The 18,942-nt window shown below is 67.7% G+C and carries 17 protein-coding genes and 1 pseudogene; all 18 read right to left on the bottom strand.

Features of this window, described 5'->3' with window-relative positions; all coding sequences use genetic code 11:
- Positions 1–110: 110 nt before the first annotated feature.
- Positions 111–1,127 (bottom strand): adenosine deaminase, encoded by a 1,017-nt coding sequence (locus MBENS4_RS10805; protein WP_039390706.1) that lies wholly within the window; start codon positions 1,125–1,127, stop codon positions 111–113.
- On the bottom strand, positions 1,127–2,425 hold the full coding sequence (guaD, locus tag MBENS4_RS10800) for a guanine deaminase (RefSeq protein WP_039390704.1): 1,299 nt from the start codon (positions 2,423–2,425) through the stop codon (positions 1,127–1,129). The genes MBENS4_RS10805 and guaD overlap by 1 nt, the downstream gene beginning before the upstream one ends.
- Positions 2,425–3,342, bottom strand: a complete 918-nt coding sequence (xdhC, locus tag MBENS4_RS10795; RefSeq protein ID WP_039390703.1) for a xanthine dehydrogenase accessory protein XdhC — start codon at positions 3,340–3,342, stop codon at positions 2,425–2,427. Before xdhC ends, guaD begins: the two co-directional genes overlap by 1 nt.
- Positions 3,339–5,666: a xanthine dehydrogenase molybdopterin binding subunit gene (xdhB, locus tag MBENS4_RS10790; RefSeq protein ID WP_039390701.1), complete on the bottom strand. Its 2,328-nt coding sequence runs from the start codon at positions 5,664–5,666 to the stop codon at positions 3,339–3,341. The genes xdhC and xdhB overlap by 4 nt, the downstream gene beginning before the upstream one ends.
- Complete coding sequence (xdhA, locus tag MBENS4_RS10785; RefSeq protein ID WP_039390699.1) at positions 5,659–7,086, bottom strand: xanthine dehydrogenase small subunit; 1,428 nt, start codon at positions 7,084–7,086, stop codon at positions 5,659–5,661. Before xdhA ends, xdhB begins: the two co-directional genes overlap by 8 nt.
- Position 7,087: 1 nt before the next feature.
- Complete coding sequence (gene uraH / locus MBENS4_RS10780; protein WP_039390698.1) at positions 7,088–7,420, bottom strand: hydroxyisourate hydrolase; 333 nt, start codon at positions 7,418–7,420, stop codon at positions 7,088–7,090.
- Entirely contained in the window at positions 7,417–8,850 is a 1,434-nt protein-coding gene (locus tag MBENS4_RS10775; RefSeq protein WP_039390696.1) for an FAD/NAD(P)-binding protein, read from the bottom strand. Before MBENS4_RS10775 ends, uraH begins: the two co-directional genes overlap by 4 nt.
- Positions 8,847–9,287 (bottom strand): 2-oxo-4-hydroxy-4-carboxy-5-ureidoimidazoline decarboxylase, encoded by a 441-nt coding sequence (uraD, locus tag MBENS4_RS10770; RefSeq protein ID WP_039390695.1) that lies wholly within the window; start codon positions 9,285–9,287, stop codon positions 8,847–8,849. Before uraD ends, MBENS4_RS10775 begins: the two co-directional genes overlap by 4 nt.
- Positions 9,287–9,679 carry an oxalurate catabolism protein HpxZ gene (hpxZ, locus tag MBENS4_RS10765; protein WP_039390693.1) on the bottom strand — a complete coding sequence of 131 codons (393 nt, stop codon included), beginning with the start codon at positions 9,677–9,679 and terminating at the stop codon, positions 9,287–9,289. Before hpxZ ends, uraD begins: the two co-directional genes overlap by 1 nt.
- Complete coding sequence (puuE, locus tag MBENS4_RS10760; protein WP_039390691.1) at positions 9,676–10,581, bottom strand: allantoinase PuuE; 906 nt, start codon at positions 10,579–10,581, stop codon at positions 9,676–9,678. The genes hpxZ and puuE overlap by 4 nt, the downstream gene beginning before the upstream one ends.
- Positions 10,578–11,840 carry a pyridoxal-phosphate-dependent aminotransferase family protein gene (locus MBENS4_RS10755; protein ID WP_039390689.1) on the bottom strand — a complete coding sequence of 421 codons (1,263 nt, stop codon included), beginning with the start codon at positions 11,838–11,840 and terminating at the stop codon, positions 10,578–10,580. Before MBENS4_RS10755 ends, puuE begins: the two co-directional genes overlap by 4 nt.
- Entirely contained in the window at positions 11,830–13,080 is a 1,251-nt protein-coding gene (locus MBENS4_RS10750; protein ID WP_039390687.1) for an allantoate amidohydrolase, read from the bottom strand. The genes MBENS4_RS10755 and MBENS4_RS10750 overlap by 11 nt, the downstream gene beginning before the upstream one ends.
- Entirely contained in the window at positions 13,074–14,651 is a 1,578-nt protein-coding gene (locus MBENS4_RS10745) for a gamma-glutamyltransferase family protein (protein WP_039390685.1), read from the bottom strand. Before MBENS4_RS10745 ends, MBENS4_RS10750 begins: the two co-directional genes overlap by 7 nt.
- A 17-nt stretch (positions 14,652–14,668) precedes the next feature.
- Entirely contained in the window at positions 14,669–15,595 is a 927-nt protein-coding gene (locus tag MBENS4_RS10740) for a 5'-methylthioadenosine/S-adenosylhomocysteine nucleosidase (protein WP_039390683.1), read from the bottom strand.
- Entirely contained in the window at positions 15,595–16,959 is a 1,365-nt protein-coding gene (locus MBENS4_RS10735; RefSeq protein WP_039390681.1) for an NCS2 family permease, read from the bottom strand. The genes MBENS4_RS10740 and MBENS4_RS10735 overlap by 1 nt, the downstream gene beginning before the upstream one ends.
- The gene (locus MBENS4_RS26635) at positions 16,956–17,288 is read right to left on the bottom strand and encodes an amidase family protein (protein WP_242404871.1); all 333 of its coding nucleotides are present in this window, start codon (positions 17,286–17,288) and stop codon (positions 16,956–16,958) included. Before MBENS4_RS26635 ends, MBENS4_RS10735 begins: the two co-directional genes overlap by 4 nt.
- 392 nt (positions 17,289–17,680) lie before the next feature.
- Positions 17,681–18,325, bottom strand: a pseudogene (locus MBENS4_RS26630) (amidase family protein); the annotation flags it as partial.
- Complete coding sequence (locus MBENS4_RS10725) at positions 18,322–18,504, bottom strand: AtzG-like protein (RefSeq protein ID WP_039390679.1); 183 nt, start codon at positions 18,502–18,504, stop codon at positions 18,322–18,324. The pseudogene MBENS4_RS26630 and the gene MBENS4_RS10725, both read right to left, overlap by 4 nt.
- Positions 18,505–18,942: the final 438 nt, after the last annotated feature.

Raw genomic sequence — 18,942 nt, 5'->3', positions numbered from 1 at the left:
GATGATGACCTTGCGCGGTGCCCCTTCCTCCGCTTGCGCCGCAAGAGCCGCCACCGGCGCGAGGAACAGGGCCACAAGCAGCGCCAGTGCAGCGCAGGCACGCCTGTGCATCAGGCGACCTCGGCGACGAAGGCGTCGATCGCAGCCAGATGGCGCGCGATATCCTCTTCCGGCAGGAACGATCCGGTGAAGCTGTTGCGCGCCAGCGTCACCAGGTCCTCGCGCCCCAGCCCGCGCGCCTCTGCAACGGCCCGATAGTTGTCCGCGATGTAGCCCCCGAAATAGGCCGGATCATCGGAATTGAGCGTCGCCTTCAGGCCCGCCTTGAGCATGGCGTCGATGGGGTGCTGCACGATGTCGTCGATCACGCAGAGCTTGAGGTTCGAGAGCGGACAGACCGTCAGCGCCATGCCGCTGTCCGCCAGCCGCCTGGTCAGTACCGGATCCTCCAGCGCGCGGTTGCCGTGATCGATCCGGTCGACATCGATCAGGTCGAGCGCCTGGTAGACATATTCCGGCGGCCCCTCCTCGCCCGCGTGCGCGGTGAGCTTCAGGCCCTTTTCGCGCGCCGCAGCAAAGACCTGTGCGAACTTGATCGGGGGATGGCCGACCTCGCTGGAATCCAGCCCCACCGCCGCGATCCGGTCGAGCCAGGGCTCGGCCGCCGCAAGGGTCTCAAAGGCGGCCTCTTCGCTCAGATGCCGCAGGAAGGAGAGGATGAGGCAGCTGGTCATGCCGTGTTTCGTACGCGCCTCCTCCATTGCCGAGAGCAGCCCCTCGATCACCTCGGCAAAGGGAATGCCGCGATCGGTGTGGGTCTGGGGGTCGAACATCAGCTCGGCATGGACCACCCCGTCCCTCGCGGCCCGGTCGAAATAGGCCATGGCCATGTCGTGAAAATCGCACCGCGTGCGCAGCACATTGGCGCCTGCGTAGTAGATGTCGAGGAAGTCCTGAAGCCTGGTGAAGGCATAGGCCGCGCGCACCTCCTCCACGCTCGCATAGGGGATCTCGACCTGGTTGCGGCGGGCCAGCTCGAACATCAGCTCGGGCTCGAGGCTCCCCTCGATATGCAGGTGCAGTTCGGCCTTGGGAAGCCTTGCAATAAACGTGTCGAGATCGGTCATCATGCTGTCCTTTCCCAGGCGCACCCGCCCAGAACGTAGGTGCGGGCCACGGCCCGGTCATCGCCCAGAACCTGAAGCGCAAACAGCCGCTGCGCAAGAGGAGCGTCCTGTGTACGGCGTGCAAGAAGCGGGGTCGCGGCAGGGTCCAGCACCACAAAGTCCGCCTCCTGCCCGACCTCCAGCGCCCCGACCTTGTCGGCAATACCCAGAAGCTGCGCACTTCCCAGTGTTGCGAGGTACAGCGCACGGAAGGGAGAAAGCCGGTCCTCGCGCGCCAGCGCCGCCTGGTAAGCAAGGCCCGCCGTGTGCAGCAACGAGAAGGTCGTGCCCGCCCCGACGTCGCTGCCCAGCCCCAGCTTCACACCAAAACGGTCCGCCTGCCCGAAGTCGAAATGGCCCGACCCCAGGAACAGGTTGGAGCTGGGACAGACCGCGATGCCCGCCCCGCTTTCGTGCAGGCGCGCGCAGGCCCGGTCAAGGAGATGAATGCCATGCGCGAAAACCGAACGCGGCCCGACGAGGCCGAAGCGGTCGTAAACATCAAGATAGTCCGCCGCATCGGGGAAGCGCGCCGCGACGGCCGCGCACTCGTGGACATTCTCGGCCAGGTGCGTGTGCAGAAGAACCTCGGGATGCTCAGCTAGGAAGGCGCCCGCATCGGCGAGCTGCGCGTCGCTGGAGGTCAGCGCGAAACGCGGGGTCAGTGCATAGCCCAGCCGCCCACGTCCGCGCCAGCGCCGCAGCAGCGCCTCGCTCCCGGCCCGGCCCGAGGCGACACTGTCGCGCAGGCCCTCGGGGCCTTCGTCCATCTGCACCTTGCCCGAGATGACCCGCATGCGCCGCGCCAGCGCCGCCTCGAACAGCGCGTCGACCGAATGTTCATGGACCGTTGCAAAGACCAGCGCGCTCGTCGTTCCGTTGCGCAGCATTTCGGTCAGGAATGCCTGCGCCAGCGCGTCAGCGTGGGCGCGCTCGGCAAAGGCCATCTCGGCCGGGAAGATGTGGCGCTCCAGCCAGTCGAGCAATTGCTCGCCATGCGCGGCCATGCTGTCCATCTGCGGATAGTGGACGTGGGCATCGATGAAGCCCGGCACGACAAGGCCGGGCAGCGTCTCGGTCGGCACCTGGGCGAAGCGCCCGGACAGGTCGGCATGGTGCCCGCGCGCCACGACGATCCCGTCCTCGACCACAAGGAGACCATCCGCCTCGTAACGGATCGCCCTCTCACCGTCGGCCCCTGCATCGCGCGGATCACAGGTCAGCGACAGGAACTCCCCCCGGAACGCGCGCAAGGCCATTACTGCCCCCTCAGCTGGAGAAGCTGGGCGAGCACCGAAATCGCGATCACGTCGGGCTCCTTGCCTTTCACCCCCGGCACCCCGATGGGCGTTGTCAGGCGCGCGAGGGCCTCGTCGGAGATACCATCGGCCTTGAGGCGCGAGCGGAAGCGGGCAATCTTGGTGGACGAGCCGATCAGGCCCACGAAGGCGACCGGATCGCGTCGCAGCGCAGCCAGGGTCAGGTGGTAGTCGAGCGGATGGTCGTGCGTCAGGATCGCGATGGCCGCCTCGGGCGGCGCTTCCTCGATGCAGGTCGCAATGTCCTCGACATCGACGATGGTCACCCCGTCGAGATCGGCCAGTTCCGGACGAATGTCGAACCAGGCCAGTTGAAGCGGAAGGCCCGTCGCATGCCGCGCGATGGCCTGCCCGACATGGCCCGCTCCGAAAAGATAGACCGGACGCGGACGCTCCCCCACCGGCTCAATGATCCGCGCGCCCGCGACCGGCTTGTCTCCGCGCGCGGACTGGCGTGTCGCCGTCTCGCGGTCATGGATGCGCCGCCGCACCGCGCCGTCCTCGAAGCAGGTCTCCAGCATGCGACCGGGCTCGGCCTCGTGCAGCCAGTCGAGCCCTGCGGGATCAAGATGCTCAATGAGGAGACACACACGCCCGCCGCAACATTGGCCAAGGAGAGGCCCGAGCGGATAGTCCTGCACGCGCCAGGTCCCGACCGGGCGGTCAAGGATCGCGCGCGCCTGTTCGACTGCGCGGTATTCCAGCTGACCACCGCCGATGGTGCCCTGCTGCTCCCTCGCGGTCACCAGCATGCGCGTGCCGCCCCCGCGCGGCGCCGAGCCCTCGGTCGCGAGCACGGAAACCATGGCACAAGGGCCGGCCTCGAGACGCCGCAGCCAACCGATCCACTGGGTCATGCCGCCGTGCCCTCCTTGCGATGCCCCGCAATCGCGGCCAACACCTTTTCCGGCGTTGCCGGTGCATCGAGTGGGGGCAGGCACCGCGCCTCAGGCACACAGGCCCCGACCGCGCGGTTGAGCGCAGAAAAGACCGAGATTGCAAGCATGAAGGGAGGTTCGCCCACGGCCTTGGAGCGGTTGATCGTGGGCTCCACGTTCTGCCCGTCCCACAGTTCGATGGTCAGGCGTTTCGGGCGGTCCGAAGCGGTCGGGATCTTGTAGGTCGCCGGGCTGTGGGTGAGCAGGCGCCCCTTCGCATCCCAGACCAGTTCCTCGGTGGTGAGCCAGCCCTGCCCCTGTACGAACCCGCCCTCGATCTGGCCCTTGTCGATGGCCGGGTTGAGTGAGGCGCCCACGTCGTGGAGGATGTCGACGGCCAGCACCTTGTGCTCGCCGGTCAGCGTGTCCACCGCGACCTCGCTCACCGCCGCGCCATACGAGAAGTAGTAGAACGGACGGCCCTTGTGGGCAGCCCGGTCGTAGGCAATGTCCGGCGTCGCGTAGAAGCCGGTGGAACTGAGCGATACGCGGCCGATCTGCGCGCGCCGCGCCACTTCGCCGAAGGTGAGCCTGGCCGCGCCTGCCTGCACACCATCGGCCCCGAACGTCACATCCTCAGGCGCACAGGCGTACGTGCGCGACAGGAAATCGACGAGGCGCGCCTTGATCGTGGACGCCGCGTTGAAGGCGGCCATGCCGTTGAGGTCGGCCCCGGAACTCGCCGCCGTCGCCGAGGTGTTGGGTACCTTGTCGGTACGGGTCGCGGTGCAGCGAATGGTGTCGAGCGCTACGCCGAAGACATCGGCCACGACTTGCGCCACCTTGACGTAGACCCCCTGCCCCATCTCGGTCCCGCCATGGTTCACCTGGATCGAACCGTCCGCATAGACATGGACGAGAGCGCCCGCCTGGTTGAGGTGCGTCGTCGTGAAGCTGATGCCGAACTTGACCGGCGTCAGCGCAATGCCGCGCTTGATCACAGGGCTTTGCGCATTGAACGCATCAATCGCCTTGCTGCGCGCATCGTAGCGCGCGGTTTCGCGCAGGCGCGCGATCATTTCGGGCGCGATGTTGTCCCTGATCTCCATGCCATAGGGCGTTTCGCTGCGTCCGGTCGCGTAGAGATTGGCAAGACGCACCTCGAGCGGATCGCGGTCCAGCCGCGCGGCAACGTCATCGAGGATACGCTCGATCGCGAGCATCCCCTGAGGACCGCCGAAGCCCCGGAAGGCGGTGGCCGAGACGGTGTTAGTCTTGAGCCGTTCCGAGACGATCTCCACGTCGGGCAGGTAGTAGCAGTTGTCCGCGTGGAACATCGCGCGGTCGTTGATCGCGGGCGAGAGATCGACGCTTGCGCCGCACGGGCTCGACAGGAACAGCGACAGCGCCAGGAGATGCCCCTCCTCATCGTAGCCCACCTCGTAGGCGACTTCGAAAGGGTGACGCTTGCCGGTCATCACCATGTCGTCGTCCCGGTCGCAGCGCAGCTTGGCGGGACGGCCGGTCCTCGCAGCCACCAGCGCGGCCGCCGCGGCAAAAAGCGCGGCCTGCGTCTCCTTGCCGCCGAAGGCCCCGCCCATGCGCCGTACTTCTACCGTCACGTCGGCCGAAGTGAGGCCGAGCATGTGCGCGACGAGATGCTGCACTTCGCTGGGGTGCTGGGTGGAGCTGACGATATGCACCGCGCCATCCTCGCCGGGGGTCGCGACCGCAATCTGGCCTTCCAGATAGAAGTGGTCCTGCCCGCCCATCTCGAAAGAACCGCGGGCGCGGTGCGGAGCGGAAGCCAGTGCGGCCCCGGCATCGCCGCGCGCCATGCGCTGCGTGGGCTCGATGAGGCTGTTTGCCGCGCGCGCCTGTGCCGGCGTGATTGCGGCGTCAAGCGGTTCGTATTCGACTTTCGCAAGGCGTGCCGCGCGCCGGGCGGCCTCGCGGCTGGTTGCCGCGACGAGGAACAGCGCCTGGCCGTGGCTTACCACTTCGTCTTCGGCCAGCAGCGGATCGTCGTGCGCGACGGGTGCGACATCGTTGGCGGCGGGAATGTCGGCGGCGGTGTAGACACTGTGAACACCGGGCGCCGTGCGCACCGCCTCGAGATCCATCGACACGATACGGGCGTGGGCCTCGCTGCTTTGGCCAAAGCACAAGTGCAGCATATCGCCCGGTTCGGCGAGGTCATCGGCATAACGCGCTGCGCCCGTCACGTGCAGATGCGCGCTCTCGTGCGGGTGCGAGGGCCTGGCCAGAACGACCGCGCCCGGTTCGGGATCGCGCTCAGCCATCAAGCGCCTCCATGTCCAGCACCGAAACCGCCCCGCCTTGTTCGCGCAGCCAGAGGCGACGCAGCAGATTGCCCGCCGCTTCGAGGCGGTAGGCGGATGAGCCACGCACGTCGTCGAGCGGCGTGAAATCCTCGCGTAGAGCCTCGGCTGCACGCTCCATCGTTTCCATCGTGAAGGGCGCGCCGACCAGCGCGGCCTCGCACGCCGCCGCGCGGCGCGGGGTTGCCGCCATACCGCCAAAGGACACGCGGGCCGACGCGATCTGCTGGTCCTCCAGTGTCAGCGCAAAAGCCCCGCACACCGCCGAAATATCGCTGTCGAAACGGCGCGAGAGTTTGGCGATGTGGATCACCGTACCGGGCGCGGGGCGCGGTATGCGCACCCCGGCCACGAACTCGCCGTCGCGCAGGTCCTGCTTGCCATATGCGAGAAAGAAGTCCTCGAGCGGCAGCGTGCGCGTACCTTCGATGCTGCGCAGCACAAGCTGCGCGCCAAGCGCGATCAGCGCCGGCGGGCCATCGCCGATGGGCGAACCGTTGGCGATGTTGCCGCCGATGGTGCCCGCGTTGCGAACCTGCAGCGCGGCAAAGCGGCGCCACAGTTCGCCCAGGTCGGGATGCAGCTGCGCCAAAGCCGCATGAGCCTCGGCGTGACGGACATTGGCACCGAGGACCAGCGCTTCATCGGTTGCTTCGATTGCGGCCAGCTCGACGATATCCCCGATGAAGATCACGGTGTCGAGGACCTTCAGGCCCTTGGTCACCCACAGGCCCACGTCGGTCGCTCCGGCCACAAGCGTGGCATCGGGATGCTCGCGCAGGAGCCCAGCCAACTCATCCGGGCTGCGCGGGGCGAACCAGCGCCGCCCCTGCCACTCGCCCGAGGCCGGTGTTCCTGCGATCTCGGCAAGTTGCGGGATCAGGGCGGCATCGTCCTGCGCAAGAACCGGCACCTCCTGCGCGGCCTCCAGGATGGGGCCATAGCCGGTGCAGCGGCACAAGTTGCCCGCAATCACGTCCTCGACCGGGAGCTCGCAGCCGGTTGCGCCAATGGCGCGGCCATGGAGCGACATGACGAAACCCGGCGTGCAGAAGCCGCACTGCGAGGAACCGTTGGCCGCCATACAGGCCTGCAGCGGATTGGGAATACCGTCATGTGCGAGGCTCTCCACCGTCATCAGCGCCTTGCCGTGCAGCATGGGGAGGAACTGGATGCAGGAATTGAGCGTGCGCCACTGAACCTTGGGTCCCGCCTCCAGCGTCCCGACCAGCACCGTACAGGCACCGCAGTCGCCTTCCGCGCAGCCCTCCTTGGTGCCGGTGCGGCGAAGCTGCGTGCGCAAAAAGTCGAGCACCAAACCCGTCGGATCGAGCGTCTCAAGATCAATCCGCTCACCATCAAGCAGAAACGAGATCGCCATGTCAGCTGCCCCGATACGTCGAGTAGCCGTAGGGTGAGACGAGCAGCGGCACGTGGTAGTGCGCGCCCGTCTCGGCGATGCCGAAGTCGATCTGGACAACATCGAGAAACGGCGGTTCGGGCAGGTGCATGCCCTTGCCCCGAAAGTAGTCGGCGACGGCGAAGCGCAGGTGGTATCCGCCCGAGGGCACCTGCGGCAGGTCCGGGCAACGCCCGTCCGCGTTGGTCGTGCCTGTGAACAGCACCGAGCCGCCCTCGGCGATCAATTCTATGGCGACCCCGCTGGCGGGCGTGCCGTGGGCGGTGTCGAGAACGTGGGTCGAAAGTGTGTTCATGCCGCGTCTCCGGTTTCGGGGAGTGGCCATTCGCCGACGAATTCGGGATCATCGTAAGCGAGGAATTCCTCGACCAGCACGTCCTTGTCATCGAGGAACAGCTGGTCGGCAATGCTGCGCAGCAAACGCGGCAGCGCAAGGTGCAGGCCCGAGAGCGCCGAGGCCGAGAGGCCCAGGCTGATCAGCGCGGAATAGTTGAAGGCGTAGAGGCCATGGAGCGGTGCACCGTCAACGCCCTGGCGCGCGCAGAACTCGAAACCGTCACCCAGGTAAGGATGGGCATCGATCAGCGCGTTACGCGGCCCCTTGGGCGTCACGACTTCACCCCAGCGCGCGATGAGATCGGCAACCTCGGCAAGTTCCGGGCGCAGCGCCGGGTCACTGATGAGCCCGGTCGAGATCACCACGAAGTCGAATTCGTGATGGCCATGCGGCGTGGTCACGCGCACCAGCCCGTTGTGCTCGGCAACGTCCAGCCAGGGCGCCCCGGTGTGGAGATGAAAGCCCGGCCAGGACGCGGCGCGGGCGAACGTATCATTCGTCGGGGGCTGGTTGTGCCCCAGGAAGCAATCCATCGCCGCGTACTTCGTCGCATCGTCAAGCGCAGGGTAGCGCGCGGCAAAACCGACCTTCTCCATGAAGCGGATCGGATTGACGCGCGGAAGCTGGCTGCGGCGGATGAAGACTTCGGCCGCCTCCACCCCTTGCGAAAGAGCGAAATGGGCGTTGTCGAAAGCGGAGGCTCCGCCGCCCAGGATGCCAATGCGCTTCCCGTGGAGCGCGGCAAAGTCGATGGGCTCGCTGGTGTGCGCCCAGAGCGCCTTGGGCAGATTGTCGCGCACCATGGCAGGCGTGTGCCATTCGCCCCCGCCCTGGATGCCGGTGGCAAGAACCACCTTGCGCGCGAGTTCGCTCGTGCCGTCGGCAAAGTGCAGACGGTGGAGCGCTTCACCCGGCACAGGTTCGATGCGTACGAGCTTCGCCTCGTTGACGACCGGGAGGTCGAGCGCGTGGCGGTACCAGCGCAGATACGCCATCCAATCCCCGCGGGCGATCTTGTCGAGCGCGCCCCAGCTCGCGGCACCGTTCTGCGCCTCCCACCAGGCCTGGTAGGTGAGCGAAGGCACACCGAAATCGAGCGGGGTGAGCGTCTTGGGCGTGCGCAGCGTGACCATGCGCGCATAGGTCTCCCACGGCCCCTCGAAGCCTGCCGGGCTTTCATCGAAGATCATGACGTTGGTCACGCCTTCGCGCCTGAGGCCAAAGGCCGTCGCAAGGCCGCACTGCCCGCCGCCGATCACGGCAACATCGAGCACATCCTCGCCCTCGAACTGGCGCGGGCGCACCCATTGCGGGCGGTTGAAGGCGATAAGCTCCAGCTCGCGTTCAAGGCGCTGTTCCAGCGCGCGCAGGCCCATCTGTTCGGTCATGCGAGGTCTTCCAGGCGCAGGCGGACGATCTCGCCGATCTGCGCGAGGGCAGTGGCGATCTCGGTCTCGCGGTCGTTGGCAAGGCGCGCGCGCATGGCGGCAAGGATCCCGGCCTTGTCGGTCAGGCGCACGCAGATGATGAAGGGGAAGTCGAAGCGCTCACGGTAGGCCGCATTGAGCGCATGGAACGCCTCGTATTCGGCCGGCGAAAGCCGGTCGAGCCCGGCGCTCGCCTGTTCCGACGCGCTCGCCTGCGTCAAGGTGCGGTCGATGGCGGCCTTGCCGGCAAGTTCGGGGTGCGCGCGGATGAGCGCGAGTTGCTCCTCGCGGCTCGCGGCGTGGACCACGGCCATGAGATCGGCGTGCCGGTCCCCGTGGGACGGTGCGGCATCGGCGCGCGCCTCGACCCAGGGGCTGTGTTCGAAAAGCGCCGCCATCAGTGGGTGTTTCCTTCGAGGCTTACGTGCGCGGAGACGACCTTCCAGCCGCCGAAATCGCCGTCATCGAACTTCACCCAGCTCTGCGTCTGGCGCCCGCGCCGCTCCGATCCCTCGCGAAAGAACTCGGCATCCGCGGTCGCGAAGGCATCGCCGTAAGTCACGATCGAGACCTTGCCAAGCGTGCGCTGGGGCGAGCCGCCGCGTCCCTTTCGAAACGCCCGGATTTCCTCGATGCCGTAGAGCACTTCGCCCACCCCATAGCGGTTGGTGGTTTCAGCCTCGTGGAAGAGCGCATCCATCGCCGTAATGTCGTCCTCCATCAGCGCGCGTTCGTATTCGTGGAACGCGGCGGTGACTTCGGCGAGGAGAACGGGATCGTTGATCTTCATGTCGTCTCTCCGGCGTAGGGGTGCGTGGTCTGCCAGTGGCGGGCGATGTCGATGCGGCGCGCGATCCAGGCCGCGCCGCTTTGCGCGACATGGTCGAGGAAGCGGCCGACCCAGCGCGCGCGGCCGGGCTTTCCGGCGATGCGCGCATGCAGGCCCACCGACATCATTCGCCCGCCTTCCTCGACCAGTTGGTCATACGTGTCGCGCATATGGCGGAAGAACTGCTCACCTTCGGTAAAGCCGTTGTAGGCGACGATCTTCATGTCGTTGACGTCGAGCGTGTAGGGCACGACGAGCTGCGCGCAGCCATGCTTGTCATCCCAGTAGGGCACGTCGTCGGCGTAGCTGTCGGCATCGTACACGAAACCGCCTTCCTCGGCCACGAGACGTGCGGTGTTGGGCGACGTCCGCCCCTGGTACCAGCCGAGCGGGCGGGTGCCGGTTACCGTTTCGTGGAGCGCGATGGCCTCGGCGATGTGCGCGCGTTCGACCTCTTCGGGGACATTCTGATAGTCGATCCAGCGCAGGCCGTGGCTGGCGATCTCCCAGTCGGCCGCCCGCATCGCGGCAACTGCCTCGGGGTTGGCTTCGAGCGCTTTCGCCACGCCGAACACCGTCACCGGAAGGCCGCGCGATGCAAACAGGCGGTGAAGCCGCCAGAACCCGGCGCGACTGCCGTATTCGTAAAGGCTTTCCATCGCCATCGCGCGGTCCGGGTGGCTGGCCGCACCGACCATCTCGGAGAGGAAGGCCTCGGAACCCTTGTCGCCGTTGAGGACGTTGTTCTCCGCGCCTTCCTCGTAGTTGATGACAAACTGGAGAGCGACGCGCTTGCCGCCCGGCCAGTGCGCCTCGGGCGGGTTGGCGCCGTAGCCGACAAGGTCGCGGGGCGTCGTGTTCATGCGGTTTCTCCCACGCCGGCACTGTCCCAGGCCTCGATCGCAGCGGGCACCGCCTCGCCCAGCGGCAGCACGAAACCATGGGCACGCAGGCACGCCTCGAGTGCGCCGAGCGTGATCAGCACCTTGTGCTTCATCGCGTTGTAGCCCATCGCGCCCAGCCGCCAGATCCGCCCCTGCAAGGGGCCGAAGGCCGTGCCGATCTCGATCTCGAAGGTGTCGCGCATCATCGCGCGCACCGCCTCGCCATCGACGCTGTCCGGGATGTGGACGCCCGTGACGTTGGACATGCGGTGCGTGTCATCGCCAAAGACGGTGAGGCCCATCGCGCGCAGGCCCGCCGCCATCGCGCGGCCCGAACGGGTGTGGCGATCATAGCGCGCGGCCAGTCCCTCGCCCAGCGCCACACGAGCGCATTCGCGCGCGGCGTAGAGCATCGAGGTCGCCTCGGTGTGGTGGTTGAGGCGCTTTTCCGACCAGTAGTCCATGATCATGGCGAGGTCGAAATAGTTGGAGGAAATGCGCGGTCCCTGCCCGTCCTCAAGCCCCTTCATGCGAATGCCCGCCTCGGTGTGGCGGCGCGCGAAGATGTGCTCGGCCGCCGCGTCCGAGATGGTGATCGGGGCCGAGCCCGAAGGCCCTCCCAGGCACTTCTGCAGGCCGCCCGTCACGACATCGACATCCCAGCGGTCGGCGGCAAGCTCCATGCCGCCGATGGTCGCGGTCGCATCGACGTAGGAGAGCGCGCCCGCCGCGCGGCACAGCGTGCCGAAACCCTCAAGCGGCTGCGCCATCGTGGTCGAGGTATCGCCGTGGATCGTCGCCACCAGCCTGGGCGAGGTGCGCGCGATGGCCTCCTCGATTGCCGCGAGCGGGACAACTTCGCCCCAGGGCGCCTCGACCGTCTCGATGCGCGCGCCGATGCGGGTGAGAATCTCGGTGAGGAGCAGGCCGAAGCGGCCAAAATTGACGACAAGCACGGTCTCGCCCGGTGCGACAAGGCTGACGAGCGCGGCCTCGATCCCCGCGCGCGCGGTGCCATCGACCAGCATCGTCCAGCGGTTCTTCGTGCCGAAGATCGGGCGGTAGAGCGCCATGACCTGCTCCATGTAGCCGGTCATCTCGGGGTCGAACTGGCCGAGCAGGTCGGCCGACATCGCGCGCAGCACGCGCGGATGCGCGTTGACGGGGCCAGGCCCCATGAGCAGGCGCTGGGGCGGGTCGATCTCCCCGAAGAGAAGGGGATCGAGTTCAACGGGCATGGTGGCGCTCTCCGAGACGGTCGAGGAAACCGAGCATGACGGCGAGCGCGACTTGCGCGTCCGCAGGCTCCACATGTTCGGCCGGGTTGTGGCTGATGCCGCCCCTGCAGCGCAGGAACAGCATGGCGGTGGGGCACAGCGCGCCCATGTTCATGGCATCGTGGCCCGCGCCCGAAACGAGGCGAAAGACCCGCTGGCCTGCGCTTTCGTGGGCGGCGTCGAGCAATTCCATCAGACCCTCATCGCAGGGGCTGGGCGGCAGGTCGTGGATGCACGCGACGTCCAGTTCGAGCGCGCGCGCGGCGGCAATCGCCTGGCAGCGCGTCAGGATTGCTTCGGCCACGCGGTTGCGGCGGCGTACATCGCCCGCGCGCACGTCGAGAGTGAAGCGCACTTCGCCCGGAATGACGTTGGGCGCGCCGGGCAGTGCCTCGATCCGGCCAACGGTGGCGACGGCATCGGACATGTCGGCGGCGGCCAGTTCCTCGGCGGCAAGCACCATCTGCGCGGCACCGGGAAGCGGATCGCGGCGCAGCGGCATCGCGCTCGTCCCCGCGTGTCCGGCAAGACCCTTGAGGGTGATCGCGTAGCGCAGCTGCGCGGCGATGCCGGTGACTGTGCCCACGGCAAGACCATTGGCTTCGAGCACCGGGCCCTGTTCGATATGGGCTTCCAGATAGGCAAAGATCTCGCCCCGCGCGCGCCGGGCGGTGAGGTACGCATCCGGGTCCACTCCGGCCTCAGCCAGCGTCACACCTTGCCCATCGGCGATGTCGAGCGCGCCGCGCTCCAGCGTGCCGGCCACCGCACGGCTGGTCAGCATCGCGGCGGGAAAGCGCGAACCTTCCTCATCGCCAAAGGCATAGACCTCGATTGCGAAGGGGAAGCGACGCCCCTTGGCGTGGAGCGCGGCCACGCACTCGATCCCCAGCATGATGCCGAGCGGCCCGTCGTAGGCACCGCCATCGCGCACCGAATCGAGATGGCTGGCGATCATCAGCGCGGGCGCATCGGGACGGCTCGCCTCATAGCGGCCGATAAGGTTCGCGGCGGCATCGCGGCGCACCTTCATCCCGGCCTCTTCCATCCAGCCGGTCAACGCCCCCTGCGCGGCGGCATAGGCCGGCGTCAGGTAACCCCGGTAGAGCCCCCCTTCCATGTCGGAATAGGGAGCCTCGCGCAGCGCATTGCAGCGCGCGACAGCGCGCGCGCCACCAGGAGATTGCAGACTACTCACCATCCCAGCGCCGCCCCGTCGCTGCGCGGATCGCTCGCGCCTGCAAAGCCGCCTTCGGGCAGGCGCACCAGCGCGCCCGCATGCCCCATCATGGCGCTGGGTGGGCCGACCCGCTCGACATCATGCCCCGCCGCTTCGAGCGCCGTGTAAAGCGCAGGATCGAAGCCGTCCTCCAGCTTGAGCGAGGTCGTGACATCGCCCCAGGTTCGCCCGAGCAGCCAGCGCGGTGCCGAAATCGCCTCCTGCAGGTCCACGCCGTAGCGCGCGTAGCGGGTAAAGAGCGCGGCCTGCGTCTGGGGCTGCCCCTCGCCGCCCATCGTGCCGTAGGCCATGATCCGGCCATCGTCGAAGAGCGCCATGGCGGGATTGAGTGTGTGGAAGGGCTTGCGCCCGGGCTTGAGGGCATTCCAGCCCTCTTCGGCGAGACGGAAGGAGGAGCCCCGGTTCTGCCAGGTAATCCCGGTCTGCGGCAGCACCAGCCCCGAGCCGAACTCGAAGTAGGTCGACTGGATGCACGAGACCACGCGGCCCTCTCCGTCGGCGGCAGCGAACCAGCAGGTATCGCCCCACTGCGGGGGCTGCGGCCAGGGCAGCGCTTTTGCGGGGTCGATGCGCGCAGCCAGAGCGTCGAGCGCATCGGGATCGGCGAGCAGGCCCTGAAAATCGAAATCGGTGAAGGACAGATCGCCCACATGCGCATCGCGAAGCAGAAAGGCCTGCTTGGTCGCCTCGACGAGGCCGTGGACGTGATCGAAGCCGTCCGGCGCGTCGGCCTGCAGGCGGTCGAACAGCGCGAGGATCAGGAGCGAGGCGAACCCTTGCGTGGGCGGCGCGGTGTTGAAGAGGCGCGCGCCCGTAATCGGCACCGAGAGGGGCGCGGGGCGGCTCACCGCATGCGCGGCGAGGTCAGCCGCCGAGACCGGACTGCCCAGTTCCGCGAGGTCCTCGGCCAGGCGCGCGGCCAGCGAACCTGTGTAGAAACTCGCCAGGCCCTCCCGCGCGAGCGTGCGCAGCGTTTCGGCGAGCGCAGGCTGGCGCAGCACGTCGCCTTCGGCAAGCGGGCGGCCTTCGGGTTCGAAGATGTCGGCATAGGCGCCGGGCTGGCTGCGCAGTTCCTCGCCCTTGGTCTGCGCAATCCCGGCCCCGCCTGCGGTCACGGCAACGCCGGTCTCGGCATGGACGATGGCATCGCGCAGCAGACGATCGAGCGGGAGGGTGCAAGCCGGGTCGGCCAGTGCCGCCTCCCAGGCCGAGACCGTGCCCGCCACCGTGTTGGCGGCCAGAGGACCGCGCTGGGGCACCGCATCGAGGCCTGCATAGAGGGAGAGGTCCGCGCTCGCCGCCGCCCCGCCCACGCCGTGGATCGCGTGGAGGCGCCCATCGGGCTCGCGGATCAGCCAGAAGCCATCCCCGCCGATCCCGGTCATGTGCGGATAGACCGCGCTCAGGGTGGCCGCGATGGCAACGCAGGCCTCCAGGGCCGTTCCGCCCTCCGCGAGCACGTCGCGGCCCGCCTGCGCGGCGAGGTGGTGTGGGGCGGTGGCGATGCCATTTTGCGCGGTAACGGTCTGCATGGGTCTGGGCCTTCTGTTCAGTCCGGGAGCGCGGCGAGGAACGCGCGCACGACATGCGCGGAGTTGACCGAGGCAAGCGCCATGAAGGTGTTCATCTGGTTCTCGCCATCATCGCCGCCGGCAAGGTCCGACAGGCTGCGAAAGACGATGGCAGGCACCTCGTTGGCGTAGGCGACCTGCACCACGGCGGCGCTTTCCATATCGACGACGCGCGCGCCCCAGGCGGCCTGAAGGTACTCGCGAAACTCCTTGTTGTCGGCAAAGACGCCCGCGCTCACGCCCGTACCGCCGACCACCACCTTGGGCTCCTCGACCAGGCAGTGCGTACCGCTTGCCGTGCCCGAAGGCCCGGTGCAGCGCTGCAGGCTGATGCGGGCGGTCACATCCTCGGCCAGCTGGAGCAGCGCGGGGTCTGCACCGAGCGTGTAGTGGCGCACCGGGGCCTCGCTCGCGTTGCCCACGCGCACGCCGCGCGGGAACATCATCTCCCAGTTGGCGGGCGCTTCCGCATCGACCGGCTCGGGCGTCACCCAGCTCTCGCCGGTGCGGCGCGCGAAGGAGACTTCAAGGTACTGCGCCCAGTCCCTGGCCACCACCACATCTCCGATCGAAAGCGCCGGATCGACCCCGCCCGCGATCCCGGAGAAGACAATGCGCTTCACCTTGAAACGGTCGAGCACGAGCTGGGTGTTCATCGCCGCGTTGACCATGCTCACCCCGCTCTGCATCAGCACCACGGGCTTTCCTTCCAGCGTTCCGGCCAGGAAGGTGAGGCCATTGGCGCTGTATTCGCGCGGCTCGGCAATGGCTGGGGCCAGCGCATCCCATTCGGGCGCAAAGGCGGTCATCACCACCGTGCGCGGGATCGTGTCGAAAGGCTCGGCCAGCGCGGGGGCAGAAACAAGCGCGAGCGCGGTGGCAAGAAGAGACATGGCACGACGCATCAGGCAGCTCCCATCCAGATGAAGCGGGCAACGAAGAGAGAGGCAAGAACCAGCAGGAAAAGGTCGCTCTTGCCGAAGGTTCCGCGCACGATCTTGAGCACCGCGTGGGCGGTAATCCCGAAGGCAAGGCCATTGGCAATCGAGAAGGTGAAGGGGATCATCGCGACAGTCAGGAAGGCGGGGATCGCGCAGAGCGGGTCCTCCCACTCCACCTCGGTCAGCGGCAGGCACATCATGCCGCCCACGATGATCAGCGCAGGCGCGGTCGCGGCGAGCGGAATGAGCTGCGCATAAGGCGCGACGAACATCATCGCGAGGAACAGGAGGCCGGTGACAATGGCGGTAAGCCCCGTGCGTCCGCCCACCTGCACGCCCGAGGCGCTCTCGACGTAGCTTGTCACCGTGCTCGTGCCCGCCATCGAGCCGACCATGGTCGCCACCGCATCGGTGACCAGGATGCGGTTGAGACGCGGGATCTTTCCGTCCGAACCGATCAGCCCCGCACGCTTGGTCACGGCGACAAGCGTGCCGATGTTGTCGAACAGGTCGACGAAGAGAAAGACGAAGAGCACTTCGAGAAGGCCGAGGCCATGCTGGCCTTCGGAGCCGAACACACCGCCCAGGTCCAGCTGGAACAGCGTGCCGGTCATCGCCTCGAGCGAATAGGGTTCGGGCGTGAAGCTGACGAGGCCGAACAGCCAGCCCAGAACCGTCGTCGCGACAATCCCGATCAGCATGGCTCCGCGCACGTTCCAGGCGCTGAGCCCGCCGATCAGGATCAGCCCGAAGAGCGCAAGCGCGGGTGCCGGCTGGCGCAGGTCGCCCAGCGCCACGAACGTCGCCGGGTTGGCGACGACAATGCCGGAATCGCGAAGACCGATGAAGCCGATGAACAGGCCGATACCGCCCGCGACTGCGGCAAAGAGGTACTGCGGGATCGAGTGGACGATCAGCTGGCGGATGCCGGTCAGCGTCAGGAGCAGGAAGGCCACGCCCGAAATGAACACGCAGCCCAGCGCCACCTGCCAGGGCACCCCCATCTGCTGCACCACGGTAAAGCTGAAGTAGGCGTTGAGCCCCATGCCCGGCGCCAGCGCAAGCGGGGTGTTCGAGGTAAAGCCCATCAGGATCGAGGCAAAGGCTGCGGCAAAACACGTCGCCGCCGCAACCGCCGCGACAGGCATTCCCGCCGTTCCCAGGATCGCGGGATTGACGAGGACGATGTAGGCCATCGTCAGGAAGGTGGTGAACCCGGCCAGCACCTCGGTGCGCGGCGTCGTGCCGCGCGCGCGCAGTTCGAAGCGGCGTTCCAGCCGCGCGTCCCAGGCGCTGTCCTGCCCGGCCAGCGTCTCTGTGTCACTCATTGCCTAGTCCCCTCTTCGCGTGTCTCGGCCATGCAGGCCGGCGCGCTCACCCCCGTGAACCCGCGCATTTCCAGCTGGCGTGCCAGCGCGAACAACCTGTCCTCCTCACCCGGCTTGCCGATCAGCTGCAGGCCGAGCGGCAAGGCGCCTGGTCGCTTCAGAGGCACGGCCAGCGAGGGAAAGCCCAGGAACGTGATCGCCTGGGTGTGAATACCAAGGTCCGCGCGCGCGGGCCGCATCCCGCCATCGATCGCGATACGAGGATCCTCGATGCGCGGGGCGGTACAGGGCGTGGCCGGTGCCAGGACCACATCGGTGTCCGCCAGCATCGCCGTGACCCTGGCGATATAGTCCGCCCGGAACGCGCGCGCTCGTCCACGATGGTCTCGGGCAGGAGGGCGCCTGCGATCAGGCGGTCGCGCACTTGCGGATCGTAGTCCATGGCCCGCTCCGCCAACATGGCGCGGTGGAGCATGCCGCCCTCGTGCGCGGTGATCAGAAACGCCGCCGAGCGCGCCCGGCCAATCTCGGGGATCTCCAGCAAGGGCCCCTCGCCCGCAATGGCGTCCATCGCGGCGAGCTGGTCGGGATCGGCGTTCACCCGGAAGCGCCCGCCCAGCCGCGCAACGCGCAGGTCCGCAGCCGTGAGCGGGACGTTCGGCTCCCCACGCAGCACCGCCCAGACCCGCTCCATGTCTTCCACCGACCTCGTGAAAGGCCCGACATCATCGAAGCTTTCGGCAAACGGAAAGACCCCGTCCAGCGGCAGCGCGGTATGCGTGGGCTTCAGGCCATAGAGCCCGGTGAGGCTGGCGGGCACGCGCACCGAGCCGTTGGTGTCCGATCCCAGCGCCAGCGGCATGAGCCCGGCCGCCACGACGGCCGCCGAGCCGCCCGATGACCCGCCCGCAAGACGCGCCAGGTCGTGCGGGTTGCGCGTGGTGCCATAGGCCGCGTTGATGGTCGCAAAACCATAGGCGAACTCATCCATGTTGAGCGTGGCGACCAGCACCGCGCCTGCCGCCTTCAGCCGCGCCACGGCCTTGGCATCGCACGGCGCAGACGGCGCATCGGCATAGACGCGCGAGCCTGCCGTAGTGGGCCGTCCGGCGACGTCGAAAAGGTCCTTTACCCCGTAGGGCACACCCGCCAGCGGCCCCGGATCCTCGCCCGCCGCGATCCGGGCATCGACGGCGTCCGCTTCAGCGCGCGCGCGCTCGGCCAGAAGCTGCGTCACCGCGACCAGCGGCGCGGCCCGTGCCTCGATATCGGCAATACAGCCTTCAAGGACCGCGCGGGCCGTGACCTCGCGCCCCCGTACCGCCCGAGCGATGTCGCAGGCCGTCGTGCGGTGCCAGGAGATCATTCCCCGTCCTCTGCGCGCATGCGGCGCACATGGCTTTCGAGCAGCTCCAGGTTGGCTTCGACGCCGGGACGGCATTCCTGCGGTATCGGCAGTCCGACAGCGGCGGCGGCGGCATCGATGGCCGCATGCGAGCGCGGGACGGCAGCGCCGCCGGACCGGGGCGGTGTGGACGTGGTCATGCGGCCTCATCTCCTGGCTGGAGGACGCGCACAGCGCGCGCCAGCACGGGAAGGCATGCGCCAAGCCCCTGTGCAACCACGCGATCATGCCCCGTTGCAGCCCTGCGGGCAACGGGCCAATTGCCCCCTCCCACGCAAGGTTGGCGCAAGACGGAGCGCGGATCGAGTCCGATCCGGGAGAAAGGCAAGGCGCGGCGCATGCCCCTCTCCTGCCTGCCGCCACCCTATCCAGCAAACGCAATGATCCGGACAGATCGTTGCAAAAAAGAGAGCACCCCCGTCGGAAGCACTGCAGGCGCTCTAATTTTCGCAACACCTTGTAAAATTCATTGCATTTGCTTGCACATCAATGCGCCACTAGCCCTACGCACCAAGAACAGGGAACAACAGTCCGAGACCGTGCGGAAATGCATGGCAATAGAGGACGTAACGACCACC

The sequence above is a fragment of the Novosphingobium sp. MBES04 genome (genome assembly GCF_000813185.1).
Classification (GTDB): Bacteria; Pseudomonadota; Alphaproteobacteria; order Sphingomonadales; family Sphingomonadaceae; genus Novosphingobium; species Novosphingobium decolorationis.
This window is presented reverse-complemented; position numbering and strand designations above follow the sequence as displayed.